This window comes from Hymenobacter nitidus (genome assembly GCF_020447315.1).
Taxonomy (GTDB): domain Bacteria; phylum Bacteroidota; class Bacteroidia; order Cytophagales; family Hymenobacteraceae; genus Hymenobacter; species Hymenobacter nitidus.
The window spans coordinates 129,708-145,237 of record NZ_JAJADQ010000010.1 but is presented as its reverse complement, the minus strand read 5'-3'; the positions used below and the strand labels follow the sequence as shown (position 1 = coordinate 145,237).

Sequence of the window (15,530 nt, the reverse complement as noted above, 5' to 3'; positions counted from 1 at the left end):
CTGAAAAAACGCGTACAAAGAAACACAAACACATGTTAGCCAAAGGTTACCTTATAGCTAATATGTGTTTGCTGAGCAAAGCCAGTGGGTGGGAGAATAGTTCAGGCCTGCGCTTATTCAGCGCCTTCGGTGGTCCGGGTGCGCGGAGCCGCGCGCTTCTTGGTGTCCGTAATCATGGGAACGGCCGGCGACGAGGACGTGCCCACGGCGTTAGTGGACGATACCTTCACGTAGTATACCGTGCCGGGCTGCAGGTCCGTCAGGGAGATGTTGTGCTTGGTGGTAGGCGTGGCGTTGGCCACTACCGTGCCCAGGGCCGAGGTTTTGCCATATTCCACCTTCGTGTCGCCGGGGTTCTGGGTCTGGAACGTGACGGTGAAGCCGGTGCGGCTCATTTCCGTGGGCACGGGCTCACCCATCACGTTGGGCAGGCCGCCGCCGAGGATGTAGTCGGTATAGAGGCGGGGCAGAATCTGGTAGCCGCCGGTGCCGGTAGGAGCAAACTGGCTGACGACGCCCACCAAGTCAAACTCGCTGGCTGGTACGGGCTTGCCGACCAGGCCATTGTCGCCGTTGGAAGCGGTGTTGATGCGGATCGGGGCGCCTTTCTGCCCATTGATCAGGTAGTTGCTGTTGCCGTTCATGGCCGCCAGCGGGGAGCCGTTGGTGGTCGTGAGCGAAGTAACGCCCTTGAGCTTCACGAGGCGGCCTTCGTAGGCTTCGGCAAACACTTTGGTCATCTCCGTGGCCGGTACTTCCACAATGCTCAGGCGGCGGTTTTTGGCCAGCACTTTCACCGAACTGATGGGGTCCATTTCCAGCAGGCCGTTGTAGTTCTTGAGCGTGCCGCGCAGCTCGACACTGTCGCCGAGCACCAGGGAAGAAAAGCCGGGGGCGCTGAGGGAGTACGCCGCCAGGCCCGCGTCTTTGTCCTGCACGTAGCGCAGGCCGCCCAACTCGGGGCCGTTGCTCACCGTGCCGCGAATGGTGACGGTGGCCCCGGGGCCCGCCGTGCGCGCGGCGGAAATGGTAGCGGGGGCTTGGGCATGCGCAACGGTTGCGCCGCCTACGAGCAGCGCGAGGAGAGTAACGGTTTTCATCAAGCTAAAAAGCAATAAGTGGTTGGGAGCAGACCAGGTTGTAAAACACAAATATGCTTATTTCCAGCCTAATTGTATTACCGATTCGGCATAAAAACCCCGGTATGCTTGCCAGATTGATTAGCGCCGCCAAAAAGCGCGGGGCGTTACAGAATGTTTACCTCGGGGTGCAGCTCCACGCCAAACTTCTCCCGCACGGAGGCAATGATGTCGTGAGCCAAATCCCGGATGGCCCCGCCCTGGGCCCCGCCGTGGTTGACCAACACTAAGGCTTGCCGGTCGTGCACGCCGTGGGACCCGAAGCGCCGGCCTTTCCAGCCGCACTGCTCGATCAGCCAGGCAGCGGGCACCTTCACGCCGCCGGGCACGGGGTAGCCGGGAATATCCGCGTACTGGGCCTTGAGCTCATCGTACTTGGCCTGGGAGATTTCCGGGTTTTTGAAGAAGCTGCCGGCATTGCCGATCTGGGCCGGGTCGGGGAGCTTGCTGCGCCGGATCTGAATTACGGCCTCGCTCACGTCGTGGGGCGTGGGGTCGGCTTCGATGCCCATGTCGGCCAGGGTAGTGCTGATGGCCCCGTAGCTGACGTTGAGCTGGTGCTTGCGCCGCAGCTGCAAGACCACACCCGTGACGATGTACTGGTTGCGCAGCGGGCCTTTGAATACACTTTCGCGGTAGCCGAAGCCGCACTGCTCGTGGGTGAAGGTGCGCAGCTGCCCGGAGCTGATTTCCACGGCTTCGAGGTGGTCGAAAGTGTCCTTGAGCTCGGCCCCGTAGGCCCCGATGTTCTGCAGGGGCGCGGCACCCACCGTGCCCGGAATCAACGACAGGTTCTCGATGCCGCTCAGGTTCTGGCTTAGCGCGTACTGCACCAGCCCGTGCCACGACTCGCCGGCCCCGGCCCGCACCAGGGCGGTATCCTGGGTTTCGTCCTGGGCAATGATTTCGAGGCCAGTTACTTCGTTTTTGAGCACCACGCCGTCGAAATCCTGGGTGAAGAGCAGGTTAGAGCCGCCGCCGAGCACCAGCTTTTCGGCCTGCTGCACTTCGGGCAACGCCAGCAGGGCGCGCAGCTCGTCCACCGTGCGGAAGCGGGCAAATAGGCGGGCCTTGGCATCAATGCCAAAGGTGTTGTAGGGCAGCAGGGAAACGTGGTGTTCGAGAACGGGAGCCGAAGCCATATGCGGAAAGAAGTGGTTTTGGGCAAAGGTAGCCGTTTGGCCGTTGCCGAAACCAGGGTGCCGCCCGGCACGAAGCCGCCGCCGGTTTTTCGAAGCAAAGACCCGTGGTCCACTGATTCGCGGCAGGGTAGAACGACAGCTACCGCCGGGCGGTCAGCCAGAGCAGGAAGATGTTGAGGGCCAGCACGACGGGTACAGCCAGCACGACGAGCGTGGCGCCGACTCGTTTTTGGGCCGCCGTTTCAGTTTGCCACCGCTCGGCCAGCAGGTCGTACTTGTTCCAGTACCTTTTTAGATTGACCAGGTAGAGCAGGATAAGAATACCGACGCCAATAGTGCCGAACGTTTTGGGAGAAGGAGCCCCGGGGCCCAGCAAATAGACCCGAATCAGAGGTAGGGTTACGGCCGATACCAGGAAGGATTGCAGCACACTGAGCCCGACAAATGCCGTTGCTGCTCCTTTGCCATCCTGCTTGTAATACGCCCGGGCAATCCAGTAAAACCAATAATCAAACAGCTTCATTCTGATAATAGATAAACATGTGGAAGGCTCCCGGCAGCCGGGAGACTTCCAACGAAATCAAGTTTAAAACGCCGTTCTGCTACCGCACCTGGTAGCCCCGCACACTGTAGAACAGCAGGTACGCGTAGCACAGCGCGGGCAGCACGAAGGCCACCCGCAGGCCGCCGCCGTTGGTGGCAATCCAGCCCATGAGGGGCGGAATGATGGCCCCGCCCACGATGGCCATAATCAGGTAGGACGAGCCCTGCTTGGTGAAGCGGCCCAGGCCGGTAATAGCCAAGGGGAACACCACGGGCCAGATAATGGAGTTGCACAGGCCGCAGAGCACCACCAGCCACAGGGCCGTTTCGCCACTGCTCAGCAGGGACGCTACCACAAACAAAGTGCCGGCCGCGCACACGCCCACCAGCAGCTTGCGGGCATTGAAGCGGGAAAGCAGGGGAATGCCGATGATACGGCCCACCATCAGCCCAAACCAGTAGGAGGACACCAGCACCGCGCCCACGGCCTTGGTGAAGCCCGTATTGGTGTCGATGGGCTCGGGGGAGTGGCCAAACAGAGCCGCGGCCCAGCTCGTGGCTACGCTCAGGCCCCGCACCAGCTGCTGAGTGAAGCCGCTAAGCTGGCTGATGCCCTGACTCTCACCGTAGCGAATCAGAAAGGAACCGATGCCCACTTCCACGCCCACGTAGGTGAAGATGGCGACGATGCCCAGCACCAGATGACGGTAGTCGAGGGCCGAGCGGCGGCCAGAGGTGCCGGCTTCGGCGGCCAGGGCGGCTTCTTCCTCGGCCGGAATACTCTCGATTTCGGGCAGGCGCACCAGGAAAAACAGTACGGCCAGCAGGGCCAGAAATAACGCCAAGCCCAGGTAGAGCGGCTTTACTAACGTGGCTTCCTGGGTGAGGCGCTGCTCCAGGGGCAGGGCCGCTAGCTGAGCCTGAAGTACGGCCGAGCCGCCGAACAAGATCAGGCCACCGATAAGCGGGGAGATGGTGCCGCCCAGGCCGTTAGCCACGCCCACGATGCTCACCCGGCTGGCCGCCGTGCGGGCCGGCCCCAGCACCGACACGTAGGGGTTGGCTGCCACCTGCAGCAAGGTAACGCCCGCCCCCAGCAGACCCAGGGCCAGCAGAAACAAGCCGAACAGGCGCGTATTGGCGGCCGGCACGAACAGCAGCGCCCCCACGGCCATAACCAGCAGCCCCAGCACGATGCCCCGCTTGAACCCGATTTTTTCCAGCACCCGGCCGGCCGGCAACGACATCAGAAAGTAAGCCCCGAAAAAGGCCGACTGCACGGCCGTCGACTGAAAATCGGTGAGCTGGCACACGTCCTTGAGGTAGGGCATGAGCACGTCGTTGAAGTTGGTGACGGCCCCGAACAGGAAAAACAGGGTCGTCATCAGCAGCATGGGGCCGGCGTAGGAGCGGGCCGGGGCGGTGCTGGTGGAAACAGAAGAGGAAGAAACCGGTGCGGCCATGCGGGCGGGAATGGAAAGGATGAGGGCCTTAAAGATAGGAATTCAAGCGAAGGACTTTCAGCGGGGAAGACAGCCTAGGCAGGAGAACAGGCCAAAAAAACCGACCTTTGCCGCTCCTCCTTTCTTTAGCTACCCCGCCCCATGTCCGAAAACCGCCGCGACGCCACTTTCTTTATGACTGCCACCACCCAGTTTGGCCTGGAAGAAGTGCTGGCTCAGGAGCTGCGCGGCCTGGGCGCCAAAATCGAGAAGGTGGGGCAGCGGGCCATTGAGTTTACCGGCACCAAGCAGCTGCTCTACGAGGCCAACCTGTGGTGCCGCACCGCCGTGCGCATTCTCAAGCCCTTCGCCGGCTTCTACGCCCGCGACGAAAAAGCCCTCTACCGCGAAGTAAGCCGCATCGAGTGGCCCGACTACATCCGCCCCGACCAGACCTTTGCCATCACGGCCGTGGTCAATAAGTCGACCTTCGAGCACTCGCTCTATGTGGCCCAGCTCACCAAGGATGCCATTGTGGACCAGTTCCGCAACCGGACCGGCTCGCGGCCCAGCGTGGACGTAAAAAATCCCGATATCCGGCTGCATCTGCACATGATTGAGAACGATGTGGTGCTCAGCCTCGACGCCTCGGGCGACTCGCTGCACCGCCGCGGCTACCGCCAGCAAACCAACGTGGCCCCCTTGAACGAGGCCCTGGCCGCCGGCATCATCCTGCTCACCGGCTGGGACGGCAAACGGCCCTTTATCGACCCCATGTGCGGCTCGGGCACGTTGCTCACCGAGGCCGCCCTCATTGCCCAGCGCATCGCGCCGGGCCTGTATCACCAGGGCAAGTTCAGCTTCCAGAACTGGGCCGACTTCGACCAGGCCCTCTGGGATTCGGTGCTGATGGACGCCCGCAGTGCCCGCATCGAGGAGCCCCAGGCTTATATTGCCGGCTCCGATTTGTCCAGAGAGTACATCGAGCTGGCCCGCGAAAACGTGGCGGCGGCCGACCTCGAAGACTACATCCGCCTGGGGGTGCGCGACGTGAAAGAGGCCCAGGCCCCCAAGAACGAGCCGGCCGGCGTGGTGGTGTCGAACCCGCCCTACGGGGAGCGAATCGGGGAGGAGGAGCAGATGGAGACGCTCTACAAAACCATCGGCGACACGCTCAAAACCGGCTTCCAGGGCTACGACGCCTACCTGTTTACCGGCAACCTGGAGGCGGCCAAGCGGGTGGGCCTGAAAGCCTCGCGCCGCATTCCACTGTTCAACGGCCCCATCGACTGCCGCCTGCTCAAGTACGAGCTCTACCAGGGCACCCGCAAAGTATCGAAGCCGGAGTAGGGCCGCGCCTTGCCAGCCGCGCCCAGTCTGCCAGAGCGGCGGGCTGGGCGCGGCTGTTTTACGGCCGGTACCCGGCGCAGCGGAACGCGCCAGAGCGGCGGTTTTTGTTGCGTCATTTATTGCTAGTATTGTAGCCTGGCGCCAGCGGTGGCTGCTGCCGGCTGTCTGCGCTTTTTCTCTCCCAATTCCCGCCCCGTATGAAACAACGCTCTTTCGGCCTGCTGCTGGCTTTGCTGCTGCCGCTGCTGGCCCCGGCCCAGTCCATTACCCGCGTAAACCCGACCAACTGGTGGGTGGGTATGAAGAACAGCAGCGTGCAGCTGCTCGTTTACGGTCCGCAGGCCGGCACTTTGGCTTACACCATCACCTATCCGGGGGTGAAGCTGGTGAAAACCAGTACGGTGGAAAACCCGAACTACGCCTTTCTGGACCTGACCATTGCCGGCACCGCCAAGCCCGGTACAGTGAGCATCGTGGGCAAAAAGGGCGCGACGATCCTGACCCAGAAGTGGGAGCTGCTGGCCCGCACCAACGCTGTGAAAGCCCAGGGCGTCACTCAGGCCGACTTTATCTACCTGGCCATGCCCGACCGGTTTGCCAACGGCGACCCAGGCAACGACAAGTTTGCCGACATGGCCGACCCCAACCACGACCGGGCCAACCCTTTCTTCCGCCACGGCGGCGACCTGCAGGGCGCCGCCCAGCGCATCAATTACCTCAAGGATCTGGGCGTGACGGCCGTCTGGTTTACGCCCGTGCTGGAAAACAACCAGGGCCTGACCAACGAGGGCAACACCATGCGCTCGGCCTACCACGGCTACGGCTTCACCGACCATTATGCCGTGGACCGGCGCCTGGGCGGCAACGCGGCCTACAAAAGCTACGTGCAGCAGGCCCACGCCGCCGGCCTGAAAGTGGTGCAGGATGCCGTCTACAACCACGTGGGCAACAGCCACTGGTTTATCAAGGACCTGCCGATGAAAAGCTGGCTGCACCAGTGGCCGGCGTATACCAACACCAGCTACCGGCAGCAGCCCATTACCGACCCCCACGCCGCCCAGATTGACCGCGCCGTGACCCTGGACGGCTGGTTTGTGCCCTTTCTGCCCGATCTGAACCAGCAGAACCCCTACGTGGCCAACTTCCTGATTCAGCACGCCATCTGGTCGGTGGAAACCTTCGGGGTGGACGCCTGGCGCATCGATACCTACATGTACAACGACCAGCCCTTCATGAACCGCTGCAACGCGGCCCTGCTGGCCGAATATCCCAAGATTCACATCTTCGGCGAGTCGTCGGTGAGCAGCATCGTGGACCAGGCCTACTACGTGCGCAACAAGATTGACTTTCCCTTCAAGTCCAACCAGCCCGGCGGCCTCGACTTCGTGGTGGAAGGCGCCATGCTGGCCGGCCTGAAGGAAGTAGGCACCCCCGCCGCCACCGGCTGGGACAACGGCGTGCAGCGCCTCTACCAAGCCCTGGCCCAGGATGCCGTGTACCAGGACCCCACCAGGCTGGTCACCTTCATCGACAACCACGACCACAACCGCTTCCTCTCGGAAGTGGGGGAGGATATCGACAAGTTCCGGATGGGCCTGACCTGGCTGCTGACCACCCGCGGCATTCCGAGCATGTACTACGGCACCGAAATTCTGATGAAGAACTTCAAGGACCCCACCGACGCCGAGGTGCGCAAAGATTTCCCCGGCGGCTGGCCCGGCGACAAAGAGGATAAATTCACGGCGGCTGGCCGCTCGACTAAGGAAAACGAAGCTTTCAACTTTATCCGCACTCTGGCCACCTACCGCAAAACCCACCCAGCCCTGCATTCGGGTAAGCTGATGCAGTACCTGCCCGAAAACGGCCTCTACGTGTACTTCCGCTACGATGCCTCGGGCACCGTGCTAGTGGCCACCAACTCCACCGACAAGCCCGCGGCCCTGCCCACGGCCCGCTTCTCCGAGCGCATGGCCGGCTTCACGAAAGCCCGCAACGTGCTGACCAATGAGGCGCTCAGTAGCTTGGCCACGCTGCAGCTGCCGGCCAAAACGGCCCTCGTGCTGGAGCTGGCGAAGTAAGGCCGCTGGTAAGCTGACAGGCAACCCGCAAAAAAGGCCCGGCCACTACTGGTTAAGGTAGTGGCCGGGCCTTTTCGTGTGCTTTGGCGGTTTGTTAGGGTATCAATTCGCTGCCGTCGCAGTTGTGCGGACATTTCTCCTCGTAGTCCACCAGCGCACCGCTGGTAAGGTCCGAACCATCTTCACCGACCCCAACCAACACCAGGTGTTCCTGTTTGTTGTCGTCCAGGGCCTGGTAGAGGCGAATGCCAACGCAGCCGTCCTGGGCCAGCAGCTTCCGAAGCACAGCGGCGCTATAGTAGTAAGACTTGGCTTGCTCCGGGTGGTTCGCCTGGTACAGATGCGTCATAGCCCGGGCGCGCTCCAGCGCAACGGGCTCACCCGACGATGCTGCAGACGGGTGAACCTCGCCGGATTGCTTGGCCAGCAGGATGCTGGCGTAATGCATCGGCGGATTGGGGGCCGGCAGATTCGCCAGCTTGCCCTTGGTCATGTCGCCGGTGGCGTCTACGCCCGTCAGCACAAACGTATTGGCCCCCTGCTGATTGGTCGCGTTATAGATGCGCAGGCCCCGGCACCCCGCCTGGTCGAGCAGTTGGGTGTAGATGCTGCGGTCGAAAAAGCTGGTCCAGGTTTCGGTGGGGTGGGTCCGCTGGAAGCGGTGGGTCCAGGTGACGGCCTGCGCCGAGGAAATACTGGCTCCCACCGTTGGGGCCGCCTTGGGGTGCACGGTCAGTTCCTGGGTTTCGGCCTGCTTATCGGCGCAGCCCGGCGCACTCAGCGTGACGAATCCTACAACCCACAACCACGGTAAATGTAGCTTCATAAAAAATGTACGTGAAGGTGAACGATTGGCCAAACTAGGTATTTTACCTGTAATTCAAGTAAATAGGAGCCTCAATGCCCAGAAGCACTGGTAAAAGGAAACTGCTCCAACCCGGGACAGTTGCCTCCGCTCCGTAATAAATCGGCAGGTCAGCCCCGGCAGTTCCGCTGCCCGGGTCGGGCGCCGGGTGTGGAATGGCCGGTTGAGCCTGACAAGGAAACAGGCTGCTTTGGCGTTTATGCCGCCCGCTACTATGATAACTCTACTGTATATACTGGGCGGAATAGCGGTGGCCGGCGTCGGGACCCTGCTCCTGATTTTCTCTCTCGGCCAGCGCAGCGTCAGCTACCAGCTCACCCTGCGGCTGCTCGACGCGGCCGGCCGGCCCTTGTCCCCGCAGCCCATCGTGGTGTGGGACCGAAGCGCCGGACCCCGGCCCCACCAACCGGACGCGGCCGGCAATCTGGTGCTGGAGCTGTCCGAATCCTTTGGCTCCAGCGCCCTGGGCCCGCTCCGGCCGGGCGTGTTTCCGGTGCGGCTGGCCTTTCCCGCGCTGTCGCCTCTCTACTACTCCTTCGAAGTGCAACGCAGCGGTCCAGTGCCCGCGTATCAGATTTTCAACGATTACTATACCTACGGCGCCGGCCAGTGGGTGGGCGACTCCGATGCCCGGGGCTTTACCCGCCGCCACACCCCATCCACTGCCAATGGGACGGTGGCGAGGGCCGTGCTGCCCCGGGGCGGGCAGGTGCCGCGCTGGCAGGCTACTGCCACGCTGCGCCGCACCGGAAACACACCCGATGGTCGCCGGCGTTACACGCTGGCGCTGACGTTGCAGCAAAGCGGGACGGAGCTGGTGAGGGCCGCGTGAGGCTATTGGCCCGCGTACTGCCGGCAGGCCTCGGCGCAGGCCCGGCAGGCGGCCGCGCACTGCTGGCAGTGCTCATCCTGGTGCTGGCTGCACTCATCGGCGCACCTGGTACACACCTCGATACACTCGCGCAGCAGGTGGCGCGCATGGTCGGAGCCGCGGGCCAGCAGACGGGCCGTCAGGGCGCAGATGTCGGCGCAGTCCCGGTCGAGCCGGATGCAGGGCACCATCATCTGCACGTCGGCTTCCAGCAGGCAGGCCGTGGCGCACATTTCGCAGGTGGCCACGCAGCGGTTCAGGGCATCGAGCAGGGCCTGGTTGACCGGGGTGGGAGAAGCGGCGGAAGCATGAGAATGTTGCATGAAGCAGAGGTGTAAAGTGGAAACAATTCGTTCTTAAGGCTTACGGGGAATACCGGGGCGGAGCGGTGCCGGATTCTGCGGAAGCCGTGCACTATTTCCCCCCGGCCGTGGTTTATTTACGTCTGTCAAGTCCTGGTTTAGCCGTATTTTTACCGAATGTTATTTGCCCCCGAACCCCTTGCCCCCACGCTGGCTTCCGCCCGGCGCGTCCTGAAGCAGTACTACGGCTACGACACGTTCCGCCCCATGCAGGAGAGTATTATCTCCAACATCATGAGCGGCAAGGACACGGTGGTGCTCATGCCCACGGGCGGGGGCAAATCGGTGTGCTTCCAGGTGCCGGCCGTGGTGCAGGAGGGCGTCTGCGTGGTCGTCTCGCCCCTGATTGCCCTAATGAAGGACCAGGTGGAAGCCCTGAAGGCCAACGGTATTCCGGCCGAGTACATCAACAGCAGCGTAGGCCAGAGCGAGCAGAATAGCATTGCCTCCGACTGCCTCAACGGCTACCTGAAGCTGCTCTACGTGAGCCCCGAAAAGCTCGTCTCGCCGGGCTTTATCCAGTTTTTGCAGCGCCTGCGCATCAGCATGTTCGCCATCGACGAGGCCCACTGCATCTCGTCGTGGGGCCACGACTTCCGGCCCGAATACACCCAGCTGCGGGTGCTACGCGAGCAGTTTCCGCAGGTGCCCATCATTGCCCTCACCGCCACCGCCGACCGCCTCACCCAGCGCGACATCCAGCAGCAGCTGCGCATGCACGAGCCTCAGGTGTTTCTTTCCAGCTTCGATAGGCCCAACCTGAACCTGATTGTGCGCCCCGGCCAGAATCGGGTGGGCAGCATCGTGGAGTTTGTCACGGCCCGGCCTTCGGAGGCGGGCATCGTGTACTGCCTCTCGCGCAAGCAGTGCGAAACCCTGGCCCAGAAGCTCAAGGAGAAAGGCGTACGCGCCAACCACTACCACGCCGGCATGACGCCCAACCAGCGCGCCGCCGTGCAGGAAGCCTTTCTGCGCGACGATTTGCAGGTAATTGTGGCTACTATTGCCTTCGGCATGGGCATCGACAAGAGCAACGTGCGCTGGGTGATTCACTACAACCTGCCCAAGAACATTGAGGGCTACTACCAGGAAATCGGCCGGGCCGGGCGCGACGGGGCCGCTGCCACGGCGGTGCTGTTCTATAGCTTCGCCGACGTGATGAGCCTGCGCGACATGCTCACCAAGGACGCCGACCCGCGCCTGTCCCAGCTCAGCCTCACCAAGCTGGAGCGCATGCAGCAGTTTGCCGAGGCCGCCTCCTGCCGCCGCAAAATCCTGCTCAACTACTTCGGCGAAACCCTGGCTACCGACTGCGGCAACTGCGACATCTGCCGCAACCCGCCCACCACCTTCGACGGCACCGAGCTGGCCCAGAAGGCCCTGTCGGCAGTGGTGCGCATGCGCGAGCGGGCCCCCATCGGTCTGCTCATCGACGTGCTGCGCGGCATGCGCAACCAGGCCATCATCCAGGGCGGCTACGAGCAGATCAAGACCTACGGCGCCGGCCGCGACCTGCCGTATCTGGACTGGTACAGCTACATCCACCAGATGCTCAACGACGGGCTCCTCTACATTGCCTACGAGGAAGGCTACGCGCTGAAAATCACGGACCTGGGCAAGCAGGTGCTGCAGGGCCAGCGCCAGCTCGCGATGAAAAAGTTTCAGCCCGCCGAAAAGGCCGAAAAGCAGCCCCGGGGCAAGAAAGCCGCCGGCTCGGCCACTGCGCCCACCGATGCCACCACCCAGCTCTTCGACCGGCTGCGGCAGCTGCGCAAGCGCATTGCCGACGAGCAGAACGTGCCCCCGTACGTCATCTTCACCGATACTACGCTGCAGGAAATGGCGGCCGAGCGGCCTGTTACCCGCACGGCCATGCTGGCCATCGGCGGCGTGGGCATGAAGAAGTTCGAGAACTACGGGGAGGTCTTCATCAAGGCTATTCTGGAGTACGGGGGCGCGCCCAACCCCGCCGACGCCACCAACGACGAGGAGGACGACGAGCTGCCCAGCGCGGCGTCCAAGCCCGCGCGCCGCACCCGCGAGGCCGGCGACACCCACGAAACGACCCTGCAGCTGCACCGCGCCGGCCTGAGCGTGGAGGCCATTGCCGAGCGTCGCACGCTGAGCCCCAGTACCATCCGGGCCCACATTGAAACGCTCTACGCCAAGGGCCAGCCCATCCGCCTGGAGGAGTTTCTGAGCATGGACGAATTCGCCAAGATCCAAACCGCCATCGGCCAGCTCGGCGGCGACCCGCCCCTGCGCGACCTGTTCGACCACCTGCGCGAGCAGTACGACTACTTCAAGCTGCGCCTGGCCGTGATGTACCAGAAGCGCCTGCGCGGAAATTAATCTGCTAATGTGATGAAGTTGTGAACTTGCGAGGCGCAGCCGTGGCACCCCGTCCTCTGCACAGGTCGTCACGTCCTTTTACCAGAAAGCCCTTTCTCTTTGTTACGGGAAAGGGCTTTTCATTTGGCGGCGTTGGCTACTTAAACAGTATCAGCGTCAGCTTCTTCAACAGAGGTGCTGGGCCATTCGTCATAATTCCGCTTGAGCCCCCACAACGAGCCCAGAATGCCGAGCGACAACACAAAGCCTAACATGAGGCCCACGGTCAGAAACGCAATAAAGGCTAGGCTGATGGCATAGATCCGGATGCCTACTTTTTTGTACTCTTCCGCATACAGCTTGTAGGCTGCGAGCCGGAAGCCCAGGAAGCTAGCCCACAGCATAAGTGCCCATGAAATAATGGGCAGCAGGAAACTGCCGGACTGCTTTACCAGCAGCAGGCTGAGAAGCAAGCCTGCCACCGATAGCAACATAGCAAGAATAGCAAAAATGCGCAGAGTACCAGGTTTGAACATATACAAGGCCGAAAAACGAGAGAAAAGTAATGCAAGGTAACAGCCCGGCAGGTTCCCAAACGCCTAAAGATTGATCCTGGCCTGGTAAAAGTCCTGGCTCAACAGCCTTGCTGCATTTTAAAAGCCGGCTACACCAGCGGAATAAGTCACTAGCTTCCGGCTTTTGAGAGCAGGCAAAAATTTAATTCTTCGGGCTATATCATAACAATATACCTGCCGCGTTATATTGTCCTAGCGCTTCGCCTGCTTTCCCATGCTTTCTTCCTTCAGTTTCCCGCGCCTGCTACAGTGGCTTGCCGGCGCGGCCGTAGCCGCCTTTCTGGTGCTGATGATCAGCAAGGTGTGGCCGTATCGGACCCTGGAGCCCGGTATTCACTTCCTGACCACCAAGTCGGAAGCCACCAACGGGAGCGGGCTGTTCCGGCTGGGCTTTTACGTGCATATCACCAGTAGCCTGTGGGTGCTGGCGGCCGGGCTGGTGCAGTTTTTTCCGCGCCTGTTTCCGGGCCGGGCCGCATTGCACCGCACCCTGGGCAAGCTCTACGTGGCCTCCGTTCTGGCCTTGGCCGCGCCCTCGGGGCTGATTTTGGCCGGCTTTGCCAACGGCGGACTGGTGGCCAAGGTCGGGTTTGCGTTGCAGTGCGTGGTGTGGTGGCTCAGCACCTGGCAGGCCTACCATCTGGCCCGGCAGCGGCGCTGGGAAGCCCACACCGAGTGGATGCTGCGCAGCTTCGCCGTGACGCTGGCCGCCCTGAGTCTGCGCTCCGAAAGCTACCTGCTCTACTACGTGTTTGGCACCAAGCCCATTGAAACCTACCTCACCGTAACGTGGCTGTCGTGGACGGGCAACCTGGTGCTGGCCGAGGTGCTGATTCAGGCCGGCGCGGCCCGGCGGCTGGTGCGCTCCTTTCACGCGCCGCCCGCGCAGGTAATAAACCGCTAACCGGGTTATCGGTATCGGATCTTCACCAGAAATTGTGGGGCCGACGGCCGGCCCGCGCCTCTGTTGCGGGCAGCATTCCCGAGCAGTGCCGCGGCCCGCCTGAAAAATGTAGTACGGCCACGGAAGTGAGCTGTGGCCAGCCCCGGCCGCCTCACCTTCAGGCAAGAATTCTCCTCAACCTATTGCTCCTATGAAACTCCTGCTGCTCCCCGTGCTACTGGCCAGTCTGCTGGCCACTCCTCCCACGCCCACATTGAAGCCGGCCGCGCGCAAGGCCCCGGCCGCCGCCAGCTCGGCCACCCTGGTGCGTAGGTTGAACCTGGCCTCACTCTGGTTGGTGTCGGCCAGGGAAGCCGAGGCGCAGACCATGCTCGGGTGCATGGGCCCGCAGTACCGCCCCTTCGACCTAGTGTACGAAAAAGTGGTGCGCGACGGTAAAAACCCGGCCTTGTACCACGTGCAGGGCAAAAGCCGGGAGCGGGAGCGTATCCTGCCGTTTCGGGGCACCATCACCGTCACCTCTCTGCGCAAGGTGAAAGCTCCGGTCCACTACCGAGCCGTCGGCCGGTTCCGGTTGGCCGAAATCGGGCAGGAAGAGGGTGCGGGCACGTTTGCGGGTACGTTCACGGCTACCTTTTCCCAGACTCCGCAGGGGCTGGCCTACCTGCCCGGCCGGACGTATTGGTGGGCGGAAGGCCCGGCCGGCGAAGGCACTACCTTCACCAGCACCTGGACCAGCCCCACGCATCCGCAGCCCCTGAAACTGGTGTGGGCCAGCAACTTCATGAATATTGCCGACTCCATTATGGACGGCTTCAGCGTGGGGGAGCGGGGCCCGGGCATCAACCGCAAATATGCCCGCGTGGGCTGGTCACGCTTCTGGGAAAACGACGAGTGGTGGGTGGAGGAGCCGGGGCCAGTATTGTAGCGACCTGCTGCCGTGTGCACCTATTGCCTTACTTCTCTAACTTTAGCACCTGATGAAAAAGCCGCTCTACCTGCTCAGTTTTGTGCTTGTTTTTGCCGCTGCCTGCCAGCAACAAACGGTGCCGGTACAGGTTTCGGCTACTGCCGTGACCGTTCCGGCGGCTCCCAAAGCTGCAGCGCTGCCCACCCCAGCCCCCGCCACCGTGGCCACTGCGGTGCCCACGCCGGAAATGCTGGCGTTTCTGCGGCAGTATGCGGTGGGCAAGCTCCTGGTGCGGGATGATGGTCCGCTGAATGGCTTTATCGGCCCCGAACACTACCGCACCGAGCTCGTGCTGACGGCGGTGGTACCGGACAGCAGCCAGAGCAACTTATACCGGGTGAGCGGAAAAAGCCGTTACAAAAACGTCATGACGCCTTTGTCGGGCTCGATAACGCTAACCCAGCTCTTCGACCAGGCGAATGTGGCCGGGCTGGACAAGAACAAGCATCAGGAACCGGAAAACACCTATTCTGCAGTGGGTACGTTCGAGCTGGTGGAAGATTCCACGGTGCGGGGCGCAGGGCGCTACGCCGGAACCGTGGTCATCGACTTTTTGGTAGGTGCCGACCAACAGCTGGAAATCTATAACAAAGGCCGGCACACCGCCTCCCGGGACGGTGGCATTACCCTGGACGGAACCTGGACCAGCTTGGCGACCAAGCGGCAGAAGCCGGTCGTGTGGGTGTACTATATCTGGAGCTACGGCGAATCGGTACTTAAGAACTTTAACGTCGGAGAGCGGGGCCCAGAGGTAAATCCGAAGTATGCCAAGCTGGGCTGGGGTGAGTTTTGGGAAAACGACGAGTGGTGGCACGAGGCCGAGATAGTAACGGCCGAGGCTGCTTCTGATTCGCTTTAAGTGCGGGGCGGCAGGGATAAAACCGGCGGAACTTTTTTATAAAAAATAAAGCTAATTGAATTAGTAAAGCTGCGGGTTTGTTGCTAATTTCACGAGCCG

At 62.1% G+C, this 15,530-nt stretch carries 14 protein-coding genes; 7 read left to right on the top strand and 7 right to left on the bottom strand.

The window, feature by feature from the left end; genetic code table 11:
• Window positions 1-113 precede the first annotated feature (113 nt).
• The 4 genes from LGH70_RS18205 to LGH70_RS18190 form a co-directional block, all read right to left on the bottom strand.
• Entirely contained in the window at window positions 114-1,100 is a 987-nt protein-coding gene (locus LGH70_RS18205; RefSeq protein ID WP_226188566.1) for a fibronectin type III domain-containing protein, read from the bottom strand.
• 146 nt (window positions 1,101-1,246) lie between these two features.
• The gene (gene murB / locus LGH70_RS18200) at window positions 1,247-2,281 is read right to left on the bottom strand and encodes a UDP-N-acetylmuramate dehydrogenase (RefSeq protein ID WP_226188563.1); all 1,035 of its coding nucleotides are present in this window, start codon (window positions 2,279-2,281) and stop codon (window positions 1,247-1,249) included.
• Between the two features lie 139 nt (window positions 2,282-2,420).
• Complete coding sequence (locus LGH70_RS18195) at window positions 2,421-2,804, bottom strand: hypothetical protein (RefSeq protein WP_226188561.1); 384 nt, start codon at window positions 2,802-2,804, stop codon at window positions 2,421-2,423.
• 79 nt (window positions 2,805-2,883) lie between these two features.
• Entirely contained in the window at window positions 2,884-4,287 is a 1,404-nt protein-coding gene (locus tag LGH70_RS18190; RefSeq protein WP_226188559.1) for a sugar MFS transporter, read from the bottom strand.
• 141 nt (window positions 4,288-4,428) lie between these two features.
• Here LGH70_RS18190 and LGH70_RS18185 point away from each other — a divergent pair, with 141 nt between their 5' ends.
• On the top strand, window positions 4,429-5,616 hold the full coding sequence (locus LGH70_RS18185) for a THUMP domain-containing class I SAM-dependent RNA methyltransferase (protein ID WP_226188556.1): 1,188 nt from the start codon (window positions 4,429-4,431) through the stop codon (window positions 5,614-5,616).
• 197 nt (window positions 5,617-5,813) lie between these two features.
• The gene (locus LGH70_RS18180; protein WP_226188553.1) at window positions 5,814-7,694 is read left to right on the top strand and encodes a glycoside hydrolase family 13 protein; all 1,881 of its coding nucleotides are present in this window, start codon (window positions 5,814-5,816) and stop codon (window positions 7,692-7,694) included.
• A 94-nt stretch (window positions 7,695-7,788) separates the two neighbouring features.
• Here LGH70_RS18180 and LGH70_RS18175 read toward each other — a convergent pair whose 3' ends face one another.
• The gene (locus LGH70_RS18175; protein ID WP_226188551.1) at window positions 7,789-8,520 is read right to left on the bottom strand and encodes a hypothetical protein; all 732 of its coding nucleotides are present in this window, start codon (window positions 8,518-8,520) and stop codon (window positions 7,789-7,791) included.
• Window positions 8,521-8,773: 253 nt separating this feature from the next.
• Here LGH70_RS18175 and LGH70_RS18170 point away from each other — a divergent pair, with 253 nt between their 5' ends.
• A complete protein-coding gene (locus tag LGH70_RS18170; RefSeq protein ID WP_226188548.1) occupies window positions 8,774-9,391 on the top strand; it encodes a hypothetical protein in 618 nt (205 codons plus the stop codon).
• 2 nt (window positions 9,392-9,393) lie between these two features.
• On the opposite strand, the gene LGH70_RS18165 is transcribed toward LGH70_RS18170, so the two are convergent.
• Window positions 9,394-9,753, bottom strand: a complete 360-nt coding sequence (locus LGH70_RS18165) for a four-helix bundle copper-binding protein (RefSeq protein WP_226188545.1) — start codon at window positions 9,751-9,753, stop codon at window positions 9,394-9,396.
• Window positions 9,754-9,909: 156 nt separating this feature from the next.
• Between LGH70_RS18165 and recQ the strand changes: the two genes are divergently transcribed.
• Window positions 9,910-12,144: a DNA helicase RecQ gene (gene recQ, locus LGH70_RS18160; RefSeq protein WP_226188543.1), complete on the top strand. Its 2,235-nt coding sequence runs from the start codon at window positions 9,910-9,912 to the stop codon at window positions 12,142-12,144.
• Between the two features lie 140 nt (window positions 12,145-12,284).
• On the opposite strand, the gene LGH70_RS18155 is transcribed toward recQ, so the two are convergent.
• Window positions 12,285-12,659, bottom strand: coding sequence for a hypothetical protein (locus tag LGH70_RS18155; protein ID WP_226188541.1), 375 nt, complete (start codon window positions 12,657-12,659; stop codon window positions 12,285-12,287).
• Window positions 12,660-12,912: 253 nt separating this feature from the next.
• Between LGH70_RS18155 and LGH70_RS18150 the strand changes: the two genes are divergently transcribed.
• The 3 genes from LGH70_RS18150 (at window position 12,913) to LGH70_RS18140 (ending at window position 15,431) form a co-directional block, all read left to right on the top strand.
• Complete coding sequence (locus tag LGH70_RS18150; RefSeq protein WP_226188539.1) at window positions 12,913-13,602, top strand: DUF2306 domain-containing protein; 690 nt, start codon at window positions 12,913-12,915, stop codon at window positions 13,600-13,602.
• Between the two features lie 190 nt (window positions 13,603-13,792).
• Window positions 13,793-14,530: a hypothetical protein gene (locus tag LGH70_RS18145; protein WP_226188537.1), complete on the top strand. Its 738-nt coding sequence runs from the start codon at window positions 13,793-13,795 to the stop codon at window positions 14,528-14,530.
• Window positions 14,531-14,582: 52 nt separating this feature from the next.
• Window positions 14,583-15,431 (top strand): hypothetical protein, encoded by an 849-nt coding sequence (locus LGH70_RS18140; protein ID WP_226188535.1) that lies wholly within the window; start codon window positions 14,583-14,585, stop codon window positions 15,429-15,431.
• The last annotated feature ends 99 nt before the right edge of the window (window positions 15,432-15,530 follow it).

Coding starts and splice junctions, on each gene's coding strand:
- LGH70_RS18205 (WP_226188566.1), bottom strand. CDS start 1,100: ATGAAAACCGTTACTCTCCTCGCGCTGCTCGTAGGCGGCGCAACCGTT.
- murB (WP_226188563.1), bottom strand. CDS start 2,281: ATGGCTTCGGCTCCCGTTCTCGAACACCACGTTTCCCTGCTGCCCTAC.
- LGH70_RS18195 (WP_226188561.1), bottom strand. CDS start 2,804: ATGAAGCTGTTTGATTATTGGTTTTACTGGATTGCCCGGGCGTATTAC.
- LGH70_RS18190 (WP_226188559.1), bottom strand. CDS start 4,287: ATGGCCGCACCGGTTTCTTCCTCTTCTGTTTCCACCAGCACCGCCCCG.
- LGH70_RS18185 (WP_226188556.1), top strand. CDS start 4,429: ATGTCCGAAAACCGCCGCGACGCCACTTTCTTTATGACTGCCACCACC.
- LGH70_RS18180 (WP_226188553.1), top strand. CDS start 5,814: ATGAAACAACGCTCTTTCGGCCTGCTGCTGGCTTTGCTGCTGCCGCTG.
- LGH70_RS18175 (WP_226188551.1), bottom strand. CDS start 8,520: ATGAAGCTACATTTACCGTGGTTGTGGGTTGTAGGATTCGTCACGCTG.
- LGH70_RS18170 (WP_226188548.1), top strand. CDS start 8,774: ATGATAACTCTACTGTATATACTGGGCGGAATAGCGGTGGCCGGCGTC.
- LGH70_RS18165 (WP_226188545.1), bottom strand. CDS start 9,753: ATGCAACATTCTCATGCTTCCGCCGCTTCTCCCACCCCGGTCAACCAG.
- recQ (WP_226188543.1), top strand. CDS start 9,910: ATGTTATTTGCCCCCGAACCCCTTGCCCCCACGCTGGCTTCCGCCCGG.
- LGH70_RS18155 (WP_226188541.1), bottom strand. CDS start 12,659: ATGTTCAAACCTGGTACTCTGCGCATTTTTGCTATTCTTGCTATGTTG.
- LGH70_RS18150 (WP_226188539.1), top strand. CDS start 12,913: ATGCTTTCTTCCTTCAGTTTCCCGCGCCTGCTACAGTGGCTTGCCGGC.
- LGH70_RS18145 (WP_226188537.1), top strand. CDS start 13,793: ATGAAACTCCTGCTGCTCCCCGTGCTACTGGCCAGTCTGCTGGCCACT.
- LGH70_RS18140 (WP_226188535.1), top strand. CDS start 14,583: ATGAAAAAGCCGCTCTACCTGCTCAGTTTTGTGCTTGTTTTTGCCGCT.